The 16,317-nt window shown below is 64.5% G+C and carries 13 protein-coding genes; 12 read left to right on the top strand and 1 reads right to left on the bottom strand.

Annotated features, from left to right (window positions below):
- Positions 1 to 61: 61 nt before the first annotated feature.
- The 12 genes from F6X42_RS05320 to F6X42_RS05265 all read left to right on the top strand — a co-directional run bounded on the left by F6X42_RS05320 (position 62) and on the right by F6X42_RS05265 (position 13,674).
- Positions 62 to 691 carry a YfgM family protein gene (locus tag F6X42_RS05320; protein WP_187633182.1) on the top strand — a complete coding sequence of 210 codons (630 nt, stop codon included), beginning with the start codon at positions 62 to 64 and terminating at the stop codon, positions 689 to 691.
- Positions 692 to 769: 78 nt separating this feature from the next.
- Positions 770 to 1,915 (top strand): outer membrane protein assembly factor BamB, encoded by a 1,146-nt coding sequence (gene bamB, locus F6X42_RS05315; RefSeq protein ID WP_187633181.1) that lies wholly within the window; start codon positions 770 to 772, stop codon positions 1,913 to 1,915.
- 472 nt (positions 1,916 to 2,387) lie between these two features.
- The gene (gene der, locus F6X42_RS05310; protein ID WP_187633180.1) at positions 2,388 to 3,725 is read left to right on the top strand and encodes a ribosome biogenesis GTPase Der; all 1,338 of its coding nucleotides are present in this window, start codon (positions 2,388 to 2,390) and stop codon (positions 3,723 to 3,725) included.
- Positions 3,726 to 3,890: 165 nt separating this feature from the next.
- Positions 3,891 to 4,127, top strand: a complete 237-nt coding sequence (gene hfq / locus F6X42_RS05305) for an RNA chaperone Hfq (protein ID WP_006051315.1) — start codon at positions 3,891 to 3,893, stop codon at positions 4,125 to 4,127.
- 59 nt (positions 4,128 to 4,186) lie between these two features.
- Positions 4,187 to 5,374, top strand: a complete 1,188-nt coding sequence (hflX, locus tag F6X42_RS05300; RefSeq protein WP_187633179.1) for a GTPase HflX — start codon at positions 4,187 to 4,189, stop codon at positions 5,372 to 5,374.
- Between the two features lie 49 nt (positions 5,375 to 5,423).
- Positions 5,424 to 6,821 (top strand): FtsH protease activity modulator HflK, encoded by a 1,398-nt coding sequence (hflK, locus tag F6X42_RS05295; RefSeq protein WP_187633178.1) that lies wholly within the window; start codon positions 5,424 to 5,426, stop codon positions 6,819 to 6,821.
- A gap of 15 nt (positions 6,822 to 6,836) precedes the next feature.
- The gene (gene hflC, locus F6X42_RS05290) at positions 6,837 to 7,742 is read left to right on the top strand and encodes a protease modulator HflC (protein ID WP_187633177.1); all 906 of its coding nucleotides are present in this window, start codon (positions 6,837 to 6,839) and stop codon (positions 7,740 to 7,742) included.
- 43 nt (positions 7,743 to 7,785) lie between these two features.
- The gene (locus F6X42_RS05285; RefSeq protein ID WP_187633176.1) at positions 7,786 to 7,977 is read left to right on the top strand and encodes a DUF2065 domain-containing protein; all 192 of its coding nucleotides are present in this window, start codon (positions 7,786 to 7,788) and stop codon (positions 7,975 to 7,977) included.
- Between the two features lie 225 nt (positions 7,978 to 8,202).
- On the top strand, positions 8,203 to 9,354 hold the full coding sequence (locus F6X42_RS05280) for an ATP phosphoribosyltransferase regulatory subunit (RefSeq protein WP_187633175.1): 1,152 nt from the start codon (positions 8,203 to 8,205) through the stop codon (positions 9,352 to 9,354).
- Between the two features lie 221 nt (positions 9,355 to 9,575).
- A complete protein-coding gene (locus F6X42_RS05275) occupies positions 9,576 to 10,922 on the top strand; it encodes an adenylosuccinate synthase (protein ID WP_187633174.1) in 1,347 nt (448 codons plus the stop codon).
- 18 nt (positions 10,923 to 10,940) lie between these two features.
- The gene (locus F6X42_RS05270) at positions 10,941 to 11,513 is read left to right on the top strand and encodes a phosphoribosyltransferase (RefSeq protein ID WP_027198068.1); all 573 of its coding nucleotides are present in this window, start codon (positions 10,941 to 10,943) and stop codon (positions 11,511 to 11,513) included.
- 274 nt (positions 11,514 to 11,787) lie between these two features.
- Positions 11,788 to 13,674 carry a potassium transporter Kup gene (locus F6X42_RS05265; protein ID WP_187633173.1) on the top strand — a complete coding sequence of 629 codons (1,887 nt, stop codon included), beginning with the start codon at positions 11,788 to 11,790 and terminating at the stop codon, positions 13,672 to 13,674.
- 148 nt (positions 13,675 to 13,822) lie between these two features.
- On the opposite strand, the gene F6X42_RS05260 is transcribed toward F6X42_RS05265, so the two are convergent.
- Positions 13,823 to 16,177 carry a Tex family protein gene (locus F6X42_RS05260; protein WP_187633172.1) on the bottom strand — a complete coding sequence of 785 codons (2,355 nt, stop codon included), beginning with the start codon at positions 16,175 to 16,177 and terminating at the stop codon, positions 13,823 to 13,825.
- Positions 16,178 to 16,317 lie beyond the last annotated feature (140 nt).

The following is a 16,317-nucleotide window of genomic DNA, read 5'->3' as shown; positions in this document are numbered from 1 at the left end:
ATGTCGTTGGGCCGGCTGGCTCGACACGCACACGTAGCAAGAATGAGGATATCGCCGGGCAATGAGTTACCACGACGAACAAGAATCGATTGAAAGTCTGAAGGCATGGTGGACGCAGTGGGGCAATGCGACCACGTGGATCGTGCTGGCGGTGTTGTTGGCAGGCGCGAGCTGGAACGGCTGGAATTTCTGGCAGCGTCGCCAGGCCGCGGAAGCCGCGGTGCTGTATGACCAGGTGCAGCAGGCCGCGGCAACGGGCGATAAGGCGCAGATCGCGCGCGTCGCCGCCGACATGGAAGACAAGTTCGGCCGCACCGCCTACGCGCAGATGACCGCGCTCGGTGCCGCCAAGGCACTCTACGCCGCTGGCGACGAAGCCGGCGCGAAAGCGCAGCTGCAATGGGCGATCGATCACGCGAAGGACGACGAGTTCAAGCAGATCGCGAAGCTGCGCATGGCGTCGCTGCTGCTCGACGACAAGGCTTACGACCAGGGCCTCGCGCTGCTGGCCGAGCCGCAATCCGACGCCTTCAAGGGCGTCGTGGCTGACCGCCGCGGCGACCTGCTGGCCGCCCAGGGCAAGCGCGACGACGCGCGCGCCGCCTATAAGCTCGCGCTTGACTCGCTGTCGAAGAGTGACAGCTCGGCGCGCCAGCTGATCCAGTTCAAGCTGGACGCGCTTGGCGGCTGAGCGTCCCGCGCGGCGCGCCGCAAGCCACGACCGCAAGACGGTCTCCTTTAATCCATTTCCTGAATGCTTCGTCCACCGATGAATCTGCTGAAACGTTACGCCGTGCCCGTTATCTGTGCGATGACCGTTCTTACGCTGGCGGCTTGCTCATCCTCGAAAGACGAGCGCCGGGTGCCGACGCCGCTCACCGAGTTCAAACCCGTGCTCGACGTGCAGCAGTCCTGGTCGGCGAGCGTCGGCAAGGCGGGTCGCTATCTGTTCTCGCCGGTTGCGGTCGGCAATGCGGTATACGCTGCCGGCACGAACGGCACGGTCGCAAAGATCGACGCGCAAACCGGCAAGGACGTGTGGCGCATCAAGCTGCATGATGATCTGTCCGCGGGTGTCGGGAGCGATGGCACACTGACCGCGGTCGGTGGCCTGAAGGGCGACGTGTACGTGCTCGGCGCGGACGGCAAGGAGCTGTGGACCGCGAAAGCGCCGGGCGAGATCATTTCGCCGCCGCTCGTCGGCAACGGCCTCGTGGTCGTGCGCACGATCGACGGCCAGATCGTCGCATTCAACGCGCAGACCGGCGAGCAGAAGTGGAACTTTCGCAACCGCGCGGTGCCGCTGAACCTGCGCGTGTCGTCGGGCATGACGTTCGCGGGTGACGCGGCCGTGCTGGCCGGCTTCCCTGGCGGCTCGTTCGCCGCGATCAATCTGCAGACGGGCGACGCCTACTGGCAGACGCCGGTGTCGTATCCGAAGGGCGTGACCGAGGTCGAGCGTATCAACGACGTGACCGGTCCGCCCACGCTGGTGGGTTCGGAGACCTGCGCGGTAACGTTCCAGGGCCAGATTGGCTGTTTCGACGCGAACTCGGGCCGCGCGCTGTGGGGCAAGGCGTTCTCGAGCACGAGCGGCCTCGCGCAGGATGACCGCGGCGTGGTCGCCGCCGACGACTGGTCGGTCGTGTCCGCGTTCGACGTCAACAACGGCTCAGTGCTGTGGAAGAACGAGACGCTGAAGAACCGCGACCTGAGCGTGCCGACGCTGCTCGGCCGCGCTGCCGTGTTCGGCGACTACAAGGGCTTCGTGCATTTCCTGTCGACCGTCGACGGCACGCTCGTCGCACGGGTGAAGACCGACGGCAGCGCGATTGCCGCTGCGCCGGTGCTTGCGGGCGACACGCTGGTCGTGCAGACGCGCGACGGCGGCCTGTTCGGCTATCGTCCGCGCTGATCGCTACACATGGTGTCAGGCGCGCAGGCCGGCTTTGCCGGCCGCGCGCTTTTTGATTGAGGTCTGCGTCGGCTCTGGCGTGCGGCTGCTGTGTCGGGTTGCTGCGTTGCCCGTCGCGCGATCGGGCAGTCTCAACAGAAATAATCGCCGGACGGGCTGGTCCGGCGAGTCGGATCGAGGCCCGTGCCGCCCGCCATGCAAGGCGGCGCGTGCGCTTCGTCGATCGCTTTGAGAATGAAAGACGCGCTCGAACACGAGCGTGCCAGCCGTCGGGCAGCCCGGTCTGAAGCAGCGGCCCCCGGTGGCGTCTGTACAGCCCGCTCCCGTCCGCCGGGATGCGCAAATCGATCGCGCATCCAGAGCAGGCTGAATTCGTGATAATTTCGTCAGAACGCCGCCCCCTGGCGGCCGCCTGGCGTCGCTACGCGCGCGATCGGTTGCGATCCCGCGTCTCACCCGTGAACAACATCAGATGAAACCCGTTATTGCCCTCGTTGGGCGCCCCAATGTGGGGAAATCCACGCTGTTCAACCGGCTCACGCGTTCGCGTGACGCGCTGGTTGCCGACCTGCCCGGTCTCACGCGCGATCGCCATTACGGCGAAGGACGCGCCGGCGAGCGGCCGTATCTGGTCGTCGATACCGGCGGCTTCGAGCCGGTCGCGAAAGACGGCATCCTGCACGAGATGGCGCGCCAGACCCGTCAGGCGGTCGAGGAGTCGGACGTCGTCGTGTTCATCGTCGATGGGCGCAACGGTCTCGCGCCGCAGGACAAGTCGATCGCCGACTATCTGCGCAAGGTCGGCCGGCCGATCTTCCTCGTCGTGAACAAGGCCGAGGGCATGAAGTACGCGAACGTCGCGGCCGACTTCTACGAGCTCGGTCTCGGCGATCCGCGCGCGATTTCGGCCGCGCACGGCGACGGCGTCACCGACATGATCAACGAGGCGCTCGAAGTTGCGTATGCCGGTCACCCGGAAGAGAGCGAGCAAGAGAAGGAAGCCCGCGGCGTGAAGATCGCCATCGTTGGCCGGCCGAACGTTGGTAAGTCGACGCTGATCAATGCGCTGGTCGGCGAAGAGCGCGTGATCGCGTTCGACATGCCGGGCACCACGCGCGACTCGATCTACGTCGATTTCGAGCGCAATGGCAAGCCGTACACGCTGATCGACACGGCCGGCCTGCGCCGCCGCGGCAAGGTGTTCGAGGCGATCGAAAAGTTCTCGGTCGTGAAGACGCTGCAGTCGATCTCCGACGCGAATGTCGTGATCCTGCTGCTCGACGCGCGCCAGGACATTTCGGAGCAGGATGCGCACATCGCCGGCTTCGTCGTCGAGCAGGGCCGCGCGCTGGTGGTCGGCGTGAACAAATGGGACGGTCTCGATCCGCATGTGCGCGAGCGCACCAAAGCCGACCTCGAACGCAAACTAAAATTTCTGGACTTCGCCAAATTCCATTTCATTTCCGCCGCGGAAAAAACCGGAATCGGGCCGCTGATGCGCTCGGTCGACGACGCATACGCGGCCGCGATGTCGAAGCTGCCGACGCCGAAGCTGACGCGCGCGTTGATCGAGGCGGTCGAGTTCCAGCAGCCGCGGCGCCGTGGTCCGGTGCGTCCGAAGCTGCGTTACGCACACCAGGGCGGGCAGAATCCGCCGATTATCGTGATTCACGGCAATGCCCTCGACGCGATCACCGACACGTATAAGCGGTACCTCGAAAATCGCTTCCGGGAAACTTTCAAGCTGACGGGGACTCCATTGCGAATAGAGTTCAGATCGTCGACGAACCCTTATGCGGACAAAGGCTGAAGCTGGTCTTAAACCTGGGCTGAAACCCGCGTGTACGCTAGGTTTGGCCGGGGGTCCGGGGCCCGCGCGTCCAAATGAAAATCAGCTATAGTGTAGCGGTTGGCGGCGGATCTCTTTTTCTTCGCTGTCAATTCAGTCAACCTGCAAAAAAATACGGAGTTTGCTATGAGCAACAAAGGGCAATTGTTACAAGACCCGTTTTTGAACGCACTGCGTAAAGAGCATGTGCCGGTGTCGATCTACCTTGTCAACGGCATCAAGCTTCAAGGGAACATCGAATCGTTCGACCAGTACGTCGTGTTGCTCCGGAATACGGTCACCCAGATGGTCTACAAGCACGCCATTTCGACGGTCGTGCCCGCCCGTCCGGTGAATTTCCACCCGGATTCCGAACAGTCCTAAACCCTCGCCGCGGCCGGCACAGCGTCGCCCGTTGGCGATTCCCTCCCGGCCGCGTCATTTTGATACCCTCCAATTTGATCAATGCAGCGCTCGTTGGCATCGACTTCGGCAAGATCGATTTCGCAGCCAGTCTCGAAGAACTCAGCCTGCTCGCGCAAAGCGCGGGCGCAAACCCTGTAGCCACCCTCACCGGACGCCGTTCCAGCCCCGACGCGAAGATGTTCGTCGGCAGCGGCAAGGCCGAAGAACTGCGCCTTGCGTGCGAAGCGAACGACATCGAACTCGTGATCTTCAACCATGCTCTCGCGCCTGCCCAGCAGCGCAATCTGGAGCGGGCGCTTAATCGGCGCGTGGTTGATCGCACCAGTCTCATCCTCGACATTTTCGCGCAGCGCGCGCGCAGCCACGAAGGCAAGCTGCAGGTCGAGCTCGCGCAGCTGCAATACTTGTCGACACGGCTGATTCGCGCGTGGACCCACCTCGAACGTCAGAAGGGCGGTATCGGTTTGCGCGGTCCAGGCGAAACGCAGCTCGAAACCGACCGCCGGCTGATCGGCGAGCGCATCAAGGCGCTCAAGATTCGCCTCGACAAGCTGCGCCGCCAGCATGGCACGCAGCGTCGCGCGCGTAATCGCAACCAAACAATGTCGGTGTCGCTCGTCGGCTATACGAACGCGGGCAAATCGACGCTCTTCAACGCGCTGACCAAGGCGCAGGCGTATGCCGCCGACCAACTGTTCGCGACGCTGGACACCACCTCGCGGCGCGTGTATCTGGGCGACGAAGCGGGGCAGGTGGTGGTGTCCGACACCGTCGGTTTCATCCGTGAGTTGCCACACCAGCTTGTCGCCGCGTTTCGCGCGACGCTCGAGGAAACTATTCACGCGGACCTGCTGCTGCATGTGGTCGATGCATCGAGCGCGGTGCGGCTCGACCAGATCGATCAGGTCAACGAGGTGTTGCGGGCGATCGGCGCGGACACGATCCGTCAGGTGCTGGTGTTTAACAAGATCGACGCGGTGCCGGAGCTGGGGGCGCGCGGCGACGCGGTCGAGCGGGACGAGTATGGTAATATTTCGCGCGTCTTTTTGAGCGCACGCACCGGGCAGGGGCTGGATGCGTTGCGCGCTGCCATCGCTGAAATCGCTACTGCCGAACCGCTTGCCGATATGCCGCTCGATGCGTCGGAAGATGACCGCGCGGCGCAAATGCGCAACGACCACAAGATTCCAGAACTCGGGCACTGACCCGTCCCAATTGCACTGACCCGCTGTCTACTCTGGTGAACGAACACAGGTGAACGATTACAACGAGCGGAGTATCTGGCTGCGTATGCGCGCCTCGCTTTCACTGAACGATCCGCGTTGGGGCCGGGGCGACGGCAACGGCGACCGGCAACGGCCGAACGATCCGAAGCGTCCGGCGCGCGATGGTGAAGGTCCGCCCGATCTCGACGAAATGTGGCGCGATTTCAATCGCCGTCTGTCGCGGATTTTCGGACGCAGGGGCGGCGGTGTCGGCGGCGGCCGTCCGGACAACGGCCGCGGTGCGCGCATCGGCGTCGGTATCGTGATCGGCGTGCTGATCGCGATCTATCTCGGCAGCGGCGTGTTCGTCGTGCAGGACGGTCAGGAGGCCGTCGTGCTGCAGTTCGGCAAGTATCGCTATAGCGCGGCGCAGGGCGTGCACTGGCGTCTGCCGTATCCGTTCGAATCCCACGAGTTCGTCAACGTCGGGCAGATCCGTCAGGTTGAAATCGGCCGTAGCAATGTGGTGCGTCTCGCGAACGTGAAGGATGCCTCGATGCTCACGCACGACGGCGACATCGTCGACGTTCGCTTTGCCGTGCAGTACCAGGTGCGCAATCCCAACGAGTTTCTGTTTCGCAGCGTCGATCCCGACCAGAGCGTTATGCATGCGGCGCAGGCGGCGGTGCGTGGCATCGTCGGCGCGCACAGCACCAGCGATATTCTCGATCAGGATCACGAAACTTTGCGCCAGCAGCTGATCGCGGCGATCCAGCAATCGCTCGATCAGTACCAGTCCGGTCTGGCGGTCACGGGCGTGACGATCCAGAGCGTGCAAGTGCCGGAGCGGGTGCAGCCCGCATTCGACGCCGCCGCGAAAGTGCACGACGAAAACGAACGCGCGAAACGCGACGCGCAGGCTTATGCGGCCAATCTGCTGCCGCGTGCGCAGGCCGACGTCGCGCGTCAGGTCGAGGAAGCCAAAACCTACAGCGAGACCACGGTCGCGCAGGCGCAGGCCGAGGCCGAGCGCTTCACGCAGGTCTACGCGCAATACGCGAAGGCGCCGGCCGCCGTGCGCTTCCGGCTATACATGGAAACCATGCAGCAGATCTACGCGAACGCGACCAAGGTGTTCGTCGACGCGAAGAACGGCAACAACGTGCTGTATCTGCCTCTCGACAGGCTCGTCGAGCAGAACCGCGAGCGCCAGGCCGCGGGTGCCCCGGCTTCGGGGCCTGCTGTCGCGGGCGCGCCGCAAGCGGCGAGTGCGACCGCGCCGTCGGCCACGTCGGCCGCTGAGACCGGTGCCACGGCTGGCTCCGCCGCCGATGGCGCGTCCGGCCCTGCCGCTTCCGCGCCTGCGCCAGCGAGCCGGCCGGGCGCTGCGTCGCTGCGTTCGCGCGACGCGTTCCGCAATCGCATGCGCGAAGACGACGTTCAATAAGGAGCGCACAAGAATATGAACCGAATCATTGCGCTCGTCGTCGCGGTAGTCATCGCGCTGTTCGCCGCATCGTCGATGGTGTTCGTCGTCGATCAACGGCATATGGCCGTGCTGTCCGCGCGCGGCGACGCGACGCCCACGCTGCTCGGCCCGGGGCTGCACGTGAAGCTGCCGCCGCCGCTGCAAACGGTCGCGTTCGTCGACAATCGCATCCAGTCGCTCGACGCACCCGACGAAGATCATTACGTCACGTCCGACAAAACCGATCTGCTGGTCAACCCGGTCATCAAGTTCCGCGTGACCGATCCGCTGAAGTTGGTCGCTGAAACGAAAGGTGATCCGCAGAGCCTGCCGGACCGGCTCGCGCTGCTGTCGCGCGGCGCGCTCGGCGACGCGTTCGGCAAGTTCACGCTGTCCGACGCGCTCGCCAAACAGCAAGCGGTCGCCGAAGAGGCGCGCGGTGCGATGGACAAGGGCGCGGCGTCGCTCGGCGTGTCCGTCGTGGATGTGCAGCTCACGCGCGTCGATTTCCCGGCGGCGGTGGCCGACTCGGTATTCAAGCGCATGATCGCCGCGCGCGAGCAGGCCGCGACCGACGAGCGCGCGAAGGGCGCCGCCGAAGCGAACCAGATCCGCGCGGACGCGCTCGCGAAGCAGCAGGCGGTGCTCGCCGACGGCCTCGCGCAGGCGCAGGGCATTCGCGGCGAAGGCGATGCGAAGGCCGCGGAGATCGCCGCCGAAGCGTTCGGCAAGGACCCGCAGTTCTACCAGTTTTATCAAAGCATGCAGGCGTACCGGAAGACCTTCAAGCCGGGCGATCTGATCGTGGTCGACTCCAGCAGCGAGTTCTTCCGCTTCATGCGTAGCCCGACCGGCGGCGCCGCCCCGGACGCTTCCGCGCCTGCTGCGCGCAAACGCTGATTACCGAAGGCCGCGGCATCCGCATCGCGGCCGCTTCACTCGCATGGACATAGCTGGTTCGTTATTGCTCGCGATCGCGCTGATGCTGATTATCGAGGGGATGTTTCCGTTCGTTTTTCCGAGCGCCTGGCGCGACACGTTCCGTAAAATAGCGGAACGGCCGTCGCATCAGATTCGCGTCGGCGGGCTCATCGTGATGGTGCTCGGGCTGATTCTGCTGTTCATCGCGACCTGAAGCGGGCTTTGAAGCGGGCATTGAGGCGCGCTTTGAAGCGGGCTTGCCTGAGGGGCGAGCGCGGCTTGTTGCAGCTAGTTGCCATATACCGCCGCGCGTCTCGCGTGAGCTGCAAAGCGTCGCCCGAGCGTCTGTGTCGGCCGCCAGAATCAAGCCGCCGCACGCCATTCACACTCATTCATCGGCGCTTCAAGACGCCGTGTTCAACGCCGTAGGACTGTATCGATGTCGACCTGGTTGCTTCCTGAGAATATCGCCGACGTGCTGCCGTCGGAGGCCCGCAAGATCGAAGAATTGCGGCGTCATTTGCTGGACCGTTTCCGTTCTTACGGCTACGAGATGGTGATGCCGCCGCTGCTCGAATATCTCGAATCGCTGCTGACGGGCGGCGGGCACGATCTGAATCTGCGCACCTTCAAGCTCGTCGATCAGCTGTCGGGCCGCACACTCGGTCTGCGCGCCGACATCACCCCGCAGGTCGCGCGCATCGACGCGCATCTGTTGAACCGCCAAGGCGTCACGCGTCTTTGCTATGCGGGCAACGTCGCCCATACGAGGCCGCGCGGCCTGCACGCAACGCGTGAGCAGATCCAGATCGGTGCGGAAATCTACGGTCACGCCGGCCTCGAAGCGGACCTCGAAATCCAGCAACTGATGCTCGACGCGCTGCGTCTCGGCGGGCTCGCGAAGGTGCGTCTGGACCTGTGTCACGCGGGCGTGCTGGCGGCGCTGATCGAAGCCGAGCCGGCCGCCGAGGAACTCGGCCAGGCGCTCTACGACGCCCTTGCGGGCAAGGACGTGCCGCGTCTCGTCGAGATGACCGCGCAATTCTCGCCGGTGATTCGCGATGCGCTGCGCGCGCTGCCGACGCTGTACGGCGACGCGTCGGTGCTCGAAGAGGCCCGCGCGCGTCTGCCGAATTCGCCGGCGATCGCCCGCGCACTCGACGACCTCGCGTTCCTCGCGAGTCAGGTCGACGGCGCCGAAGTGATGATCGATCTCGCCGATCTGCGCGGCTACGCGTACCACAGCGGCGTGATGTTCTCCGCGTACGTGGACGGCGTGCCGAACGCGGTCGCGCGCGGCGGCCGGTACGACCACGTCGGCCAGGCCTATGGCCGCGCTCGCGCGGCAACCGGCTTTTCGCTGGATCTGCGCGAGGTCGCGCGGATCTCGCCGGTCGAAGCGCGCAGCAGTGCGATCCTCGCGCCGTGGCGGCACGACGAAGCGTTGCGCGTGGCGGTCGCGGCATTGCGCGATAGCGGTGAAGTGGTGATCCAGGCGCTGCCTGGGCATAAGCACGACGTCGATGAATTCGCGTTCGACCGGGTGCTGGTCGAGCGCAATGGCGCATGGGTGGTCGAGCCGCGCGCTTGAGCCGCGCGTTCCGATCCACGCTGCCGGGGACGCCTCTCCGGTCGCTCGCCACAGGGCGGCGAAACCACCGCCCGAATCGGGCGCGGTCGAGCGACTCTGCGCGGCCGCGCATCCCTCGCAATATTCAACATGACGTGCATACCGTTGAGCGGAAACGGAAAAATTCCGGAAGCTTCCGCGAACCTAGGTAAAATACGTTTTTAACCAGCTTACGAAACAACATGTCTGCCAGCGCAGTGAATGTGAACCCCGGGCGCAACGTCGTCGTCGTGGGTACCCAATGGGGTGATGAAGGCAAGGGCAAGATCGTCGACTGGCTGACGGACCACGCTCAAGGCGTCGTTCGCTTCCAGGGCGGTCACAATGCCGGTCACACGCTTATCATCGGCGGCAAGAAAACCATCTTGCGTCTGATTCCGTCGGGCATCATGCATCCCGGCGTCGCGTGCTACATCGGCAATGGCGTCGTGTTGTCGCCGGAAGCGCTGTTCAAGGAAATCGGTGAACTCGAAGCCGCCGGCATCGACGTCCAGAAGCGCCTGTTCATTTCCGAAGCCACCACGCTGATCCTGCCGTACCACATCGCGATCGACCAGGGCCGCGAAGCGCGCCGCGGCGCGGACAAGATCGGCACGACCGGCCGCGGCATCGGGCCGGCCTATGAAGACAAGGTCGCGCGCCGCGGCCTGCGCGTGCAAGACCTGTTCGACGCACCGGCCTTCGCCGAGCGTCTGCGCGAAAACCTCGACTATCACAACTTCGTGCTCACGCAGTATCTCGGCGCAGCCGCGGTCGACTTCCAGCAAACGCTCGACACGATGCTGAGCTACGCCGACCGCCTGAAGCCGATGGTCACCGACGTGTCGCGCCGTCTGTACGATGTCAACGCAAACGGTGGCAATCTGCTGTTCGAAGGCGCGCAGGGCACGCTGCTCGACATCGACCACGGCACCTATCCGTTCGTCACGTCGAGCAACTGCGTCGCGGGTGCCGCGACGGCGGGCGCGGGAGTCGGTCCGCAGAAGCTCAACTACATCCTCGGTATCACGAAGGCGTACTGCACGCGGGTTGGTTCGGGCCCATTTCCGAGCGAACTGTACGATGCGGACAACGCGTCGCGCCAGGAGCCGATCGGCCTCGAACTCGCCACCGTCGGCAAGGAATTCGGCTCGGTCACCGGTCGTCCGCGCCGCACCGGCTGGCTCGACGTCGCCGCGCTGCGCCGCTCGATCCAGATCAACGGCGTGACGGGTCTGTGCATGACCAAGCTCGACGTGCTCGACGGTCTCGACGAAGTGAAGCTGTGCGTCGGCTACACGGTCGACGCTCAGAACGTCGATCTGCTGCCGCGCGGCGCGACCGAAGTCGCACGCTGTGTGCCGGTCTACGAAACTTTCGCGGGCTGGAAGGAAAGCACGGTCGGCATCAAGGAGTGGGACAAGCTGCCCGCCAACGCGCGTGCGTATCTCACGCGCGTGCAGGAAGTCTCGGGCATTCCGATCGACATGGTGTCCACCGGTCCGGATCGCGACGAAACGATTCTGCTGCGTCATCCGTTCAAGGTCTAAGCGATGCAAGGTGTACCCATGATCGCGATGAAAGATCCGCGTAACGACGACAAGAACCTGTGGGTCGGCTGGGACGAATATCACAGGCTGATCGAGGTGCTCGCACTTGCCGTGCACGAATCGGGCTGGAAGTTCGACAAGATCCTGTGCCTCGCGCGCGGCGGTCTACGCGTCGGCGACCAGCTGTCGCGCATCTACGATCTGCCGCTGGCGATTCTGGCAACGAGCTCTTACCGCGAGGCGGCCGGCACGCAGCAGGGCGAACTCGACATCGCGCAATACATCACGATGACGCGCGGCGAACTGCACGGCAACGTGCTGCTCGTCGACGACCTCGTCGATTCAGGCGTCACGCTCGCTCGTGTGCAGCAGCATTTGAAGGAACGCTACCCGGCCATCACCGCGGTGCGCTCGGCCGTGCTGTGGTACAAGGGCTGCTCAAAAGTAAAGCCCGATTATCACGTGCAGTATCTGCCGACCAACCCGTGGATTCATCAGCCGTTCGAGGAGTGGGACACGGTGCGTCCGCATAACCTCGGCGCGTGGATCAAGCGCGGCATCGCCCAGGCCGACGAGTCGTCGGGCAATTGACGCGCAGGCGCGCGTGATGCCTTGCCACATCGGCTTTGCCGCATCGGACGTCGCGCATCATTGTGGTGTCTCAAAACGGAGCCCGGCCGGGCTCCTTTTTTATGCGCGCGCCGCGCGGCGCCCGGACGCCTGTGCCGTCACAGACGCGCCCATATCGCAGTGCTACACTGCGCGGACATCCACGTGGCGTATCCACAACAAGCCGGGTGGTACCGGATGGGCAGTTTAAAATGGCGGTCGTTTTTTCCGCCCGGGAACGGATTTCCTCGCGTCCATGACAGATAACAATCACGTACACAAACAGCCGCTGCCTTCCCTTGCGATTGCCGCAATCGGAGTGGTGTTCGGCGACATCGGCACGAGCCCGTTGTACGCGCTGAAGGAAGCCTTCAGCCCGGCGCACGGTATCCCGTTGACCGATCAGTCGATCCTTGGCGTTATTTCGCTGCTGTTCTGGGCGATCGTGATCGTGGTCGGCGTCAAGTACGTGCTGTTCGTGATGCGCGCCGACAACAACGGCGAGGGCGGCGTCCTCGCACTGATGGCGCTGGCGATGCGCTCGGTCGATCAGAAATCGAAAATGGCCGGCCTTCTGATGATGCTCGGCATCTTCGGCGCCTGCATGTTTTACGGCGACGCGGTGATCACGCCGGCGATCTCGGTGATCTCGGCGGTCGAAGGTCTGGAAATCGCCGCGCCGCATCTGTCGCATCTGGTGATTCCTCTGACCGTCGTGATCCTGATCGTGCTGTTCTGGATCCAGCGGCACGGCACGGCCACCGTCGGCCGTCTGTTTGGGCCGATCATGCTGCTGTGGTTCCTCGTGCTGGCCGTGCTCGGCCTGTGGCACATCATGCAGTCACCGAACGTGATCCGCGCGCTCAATCCGTACTACGCGTACACGTTCATGGCCGCGCACGTGCTGCAGGCCTACGTGGTGCTCGGCTCGGTCGTGCTGGTGCTGACCGGCGCGGAAGCGCTGTACGCGGACATGGGCCACTTCGGCGCGCAGCCGATCCGCATGGCGTGGTATGTGCTCGTGATGCCGTCGCTGGTGCTCAACTACTTCGGCCAGGGCGCGCTGCTGATGCGCGACCCGAAGGCGATCGAAAATCCATTCTTCCTGCTCGCGCCGGATTGGGCGCTGTTTCCGCTCGTCGTGCTGTCGACGGTGGCGACGGTGATCGCGTCACAGGCGGTGATTTCAGGCGCGTACTCGCTGACGAGCCAGGCGATCCAGCTCGGCTACGTGCCGCGCATGAAGGTCCTGCACACGTCCGAGCTCGCGATCGGGCAGATCTATGTGCCGGTCGTGAACTGGATGCTGCTGTTCATCATTCTGTGCATCGTGATCGCGTTCAAGAGCTCCGACAATCTGGCGGCCGCGTACGGTATCGCGGTGACGGCAACGATGGTGATCACGACGATTCTTGCCTGCGTCGTGATGGTGAAGGTGTGGAACTGGAACAAGCTGCTCGTCGGGCTCATCATCGGCGTGTTCATGGTGGTCGATCTGGGCTTTTTCGGCGCGAACCTGCTGAAGGTCGAAGAGGGCGGCTGGTTGCCGCTGTGCATCGGCGGGCTGCTGTTCTTCCTGCTGATGACGTGGTTCAAGGGCAGGATGATCGTGAAGGAACGCACGGCCGCCGACGGTATTCCGCTGATGCCGTTCCTGCAAGGCCTGCTCGCGCATCCGCCGCATCGCGTGTCGGGCACCGCGATCTATCTGACCGGCAGCGATTCTCTGGTGCCGGTGAGCCTGCTGCACAACCTGAAGCACAACAAGGTGCTGCACGAGCGCACGATCTTCCTGACCTTCGTCACGCGCGACATTCCGTACGTGAACGACGCCGACCGCGTGACCGTGAAGGACATGGAGGGTGGCCTGTTCCTGGTCAAGGCGGTCTACGGCTTTAACGAAACGCCCGACGTAAAGGCGGTGCTGCTCGACGTCGGACGCACGCACGACATGACCTTCGAATTAATGGACACGTCGTTCTTCCTAGCGCGCGAAACGGTGGTGCCGACGCAATTGCCGGGCATGTCGGTGTGGCGTGAGCGTGTGTTCGCGTGGATGCATCAGAATGCCGCGAAGCCGACCGACTTCTTCAGCATCCCGGCTAACCGGGTCGTGGAACTGGGGACGAAGATCGAGATTTGACGGGCCGCGCGTGACCGACGGGAGTGCAAACGAAAAGCCCACGCAATGCGTGGGCTTTTCGTTTATGCGCGTGCGTGCGCGATCGACCGCGCAGCGCAGTCATGCGCGGACCGGTGCACATGCGACCAAGTGCATCGGTCCGCTACGTTTACTTCTGCTTGAGCTTGGCAAACGCGGCCGCCATCGCACCGCCCGGCTCCGGTTCGCGCGAGCGCTGCGGCGCGCCGCGTCCCGCTCCGCCGCGATTGAAGTTGCCGCCCGAGCCGCCGCGATCCTGCTGCGCACCGCCGCCGCTGCGAGCGGCCGCCGCGCCGGGCTCGTCATCGAGACGCATCGTCAGCGCAATACGCTGGCGTTTCACGTCGACTTCGAGCACCTTGACCTTGACGATCTGACCGGCCTTCACGACTTCATGCGGGTCTTTCACGAACTTCGTCGACATCGCCGACACGTGCACGAGACCGTCCTGATGCACGCCGATGTCGATGAACGCGCCGAACGCCGCGACGTTCGTCACGACGCCTTCGAGCACCATGCCCGGGATCAGGTCGCTGACCTTCTCGACGCCTTCGCGGAACGTCGCCGTCTTGAGCTCGGGACGCGGATCGCGGCCCGGCTTCTCGAGCTCGACCAGGATGTCGCGCACGGTCGGCAGACCGAAACGTTCGTCGACGAATTCAGTGGGTGACAGTCCGCGCAACGCGTCGCGATTGCCGAGCACTTCGCCGGCCTGCTTGCTGATCTTCGCGAGGATGCGCTGGACGACCGGATACGCTTCCGGGTGGACCGACGAACGATCGAGCGGATTCTCGCCGTTGTTGATGCGCAGGAAGCCGGCGGCCTGCTCGAAGGTTTTATCGCCGAGACGCGGTACCTTGCGCAGATGCTCGCGCGACGGGAACGGCCCGTTCGCATCGCGATAGTCGACGATGTTGCGCGCGAGCGTGGCATTGAGACCCGACACCCGCGCGAGCAGCGCGACCGACGCGGTGTTCGCATCGACGCCGACCGCGTTCACACAGTCTTCGACGACGGCGTCGAGCGAGCGCGCGAGTTCGCGCTGGTTCACGTCGTGCTGGTACTGGCCGACGCCGATCGCCTTCGGCTCGATCTTCACGAGCTCGGCGAGCGGGTCCTGCAGACGTCGCGCGATCGACACGGCGCCGCGCAGCGACACGTCCATGTCGGGGAATTCCTTCGCGGCGAGTTCGGACGCCGAGTACACCGACGCGCCGGCTTCGGACACGACGATCTTCTGCAGCTTCAGTTCCGGATGACGCGCGATCAGTTCGCTCGCGAGTTTGTCCGTCTCACGCGACGCGGTGCCGTTGCCGATGCTGATCAGCTCGGCCTGCGTTTGCGCGGCGATTCGCGCGAGCTTCGCGAGCGAGCCGTCCCAGTCGCGGCGCGGCTCGTGCGGGTAGATCGTGTCGGTCGCGAGCACCTTGCCGGTGCGGTCGACCACCGCCACCTTCACGCCGGTGCGCAGACCCGGATCGAGGCCGATCACGGCCTTCGGACCAGCCGGCGCCGCGAGCAGCAGGTCCTTCAGATTGCGCGCGAACACGCGGATCGCCTCGTGCTCGGCTTGGTCGCGCAGATTGGTCAGCAGCTCGTTTTCGAGGTGCGGCTGCACCTTCACGCGCCAGCACCAGCGGCATACGTCGGAGAGCCACTTGTCTCCGGGGCGGTTCTGATTGGCGATGCCGAAGTGCCGCGCGATCAGCGCTTCGCCCGGATGCGGCACCTGCGCGTCGAGCTCTTCGCCGAGGCCCAGCTTGATCATCAGCACGCCGGCATTGCGGCCGCGGAAGAGGGCGAGCGCGCGATGCGACGGCACCGTGCGGATCGTTTCGGCGTAGTCGTAGTAGTCGCGGAATTTTTCCTCTTCCGCGGTTTCCTTGCCCTCCACGACCTTCGACGACACCACGCCCTGGTTGAACAGATAGTCGCGCAGCTTGCCGAGCAGTTCGGCGGTCTCGCCGAATTGTTCGGAGAGGATGTCGCGCGCGCCGTCGAGCGCGGCTTTCACATCGGCAATGCCTTTCTCCGCATGGACATAGGTCGCGGCTTCGGTTTGCGGATCGAGCAGCGGATTGCCGAGCAGCGCGTCGGCGAGCGGCTGCAGACCTGCTTCGCGCGCGATCTGCGCGCGTGTGCGGCGCTTCGGTTTGTACGGCAGATAGAGGTCTTCCAGCACCTGTTTGCTGTCGGCGCCTTCGATCGCGCCGCGCAGCTCGTCGGTGAGCTTGCCCTGTTCGTCGATGCTCGCGATGATCGCCGCGCGGCGGTCTTCCAGCTCGCGCAGATACAGCAGGCGTTCCTCGAGATTGCGCAGTTGCGTGTCGTCGAGATTGCCTGTCACTTCCTTGCGGTAACGGGCGATGAACGGAACGGTCGCGCCTTCGTCGAGAAGTCCCACCGCGGCCGCGACCTGGCGCGGCTGGACGGACAGTTCGGTGGCGATGCGCTGGACGATCTTGAGTGCTACGGTTTCCGTCATAAGGTCTTGGTGTTCCTGCGGACTCAGTGATGGGCCGCGCGCGGGCGGCAAATCGGGACAGGCCGGGCGTGCGCCGCGACCCGGTTGCTAGAGCGGGGCATTTTGCCATAAATGCCAAAGGGCTCAACCGCGCGGTGTTA

This window comes from Paraburkholderia podalyriae (assembly GCF_014397785.1).
In the GTDB taxonomy this organism is placed as follows: domain Bacteria; phylum Pseudomonadota; class Gammaproteobacteria; order Burkholderiales; family Burkholderiaceae; genus Paraburkholderia; species Paraburkholderia podalyriae.
This window is presented reverse-complemented; position numbering and strand designations above follow the sequence as displayed.

What these genes read in the sequence shown, in the direction of transcription:
- F6X42_RS05265 (WP_187633173.1), top strand. Translation starts at nt 11,788, where the DNA reads ATGACAGATAACAATCACGTACACAAACAGCCGCTGCCTTCCCTTGCG.
- F6X42_RS05280 (WP_187633175.1), top strand. Translation starts at nt 8,203, where the DNA reads ATGTCGACCTGGTTGCTTCCTGAGAATATCGCCGACGTGCTGCCGTCG.
- hflC (WP_187633177.1), top strand. Translation starts at nt 6,837, where the DNA reads ATGAACCGAATCATTGCGCTCGTCGTCGCGGTAGTCATCGCGCTGTTC.
- F6X42_RS05275 (WP_187633174.1), top strand. Translation starts at nt 9,576, where the DNA reads ATGTCTGCCAGCGCAGTGAATGTGAACCCCGGGCGCAACGTCGTCGTC.
- F6X42_RS05270 (WP_027198068.1), top strand. Translation starts at nt 10,941, where the DNA reads ATGATCGCGATGAAAGATCCGCGTAACGACGACAAGAACCTGTGGGTC.
- hfq (WP_006051315.1), top strand. Translation starts at nt 3,891, where the DNA reads ATGAGCAACAAAGGGCAATTGTTACAAGACCCGTTTTTGAACGCACTG.
- F6X42_RS05285 (WP_187633176.1), top strand. Translation starts at nt 7,786, where the DNA reads ATGGACATAGCTGGTTCGTTATTGCTCGCGATCGCGCTGATGCTGATT.
- bamB (WP_187633181.1), top strand. Translation starts at nt 770, where the DNA reads ATGAATCTGCTGAAACGTTACGCCGTGCCCGTTATCTGTGCGATGACC.
- der (WP_187633180.1), top strand. Translation starts at nt 2,388, where the DNA reads ATGAAACCCGTTATTGCCCTCGTTGGGCGCCCCAATGTGGGGAAATCC.
- F6X42_RS05320 (WP_187633182.1), top strand. Translation starts at nt 62, where the DNA reads ATGAGTTACCACGACGAACAAGAATCGATTGAAAGTCTGAAGGCATGG.
- F6X42_RS05260 (WP_187633172.1), bottom strand. Translation starts at nt 16,177, where the DNA reads ATGACGGAAACCGTAGCACTCAAGATCGTCCAGCGCATCGCCACCGAA.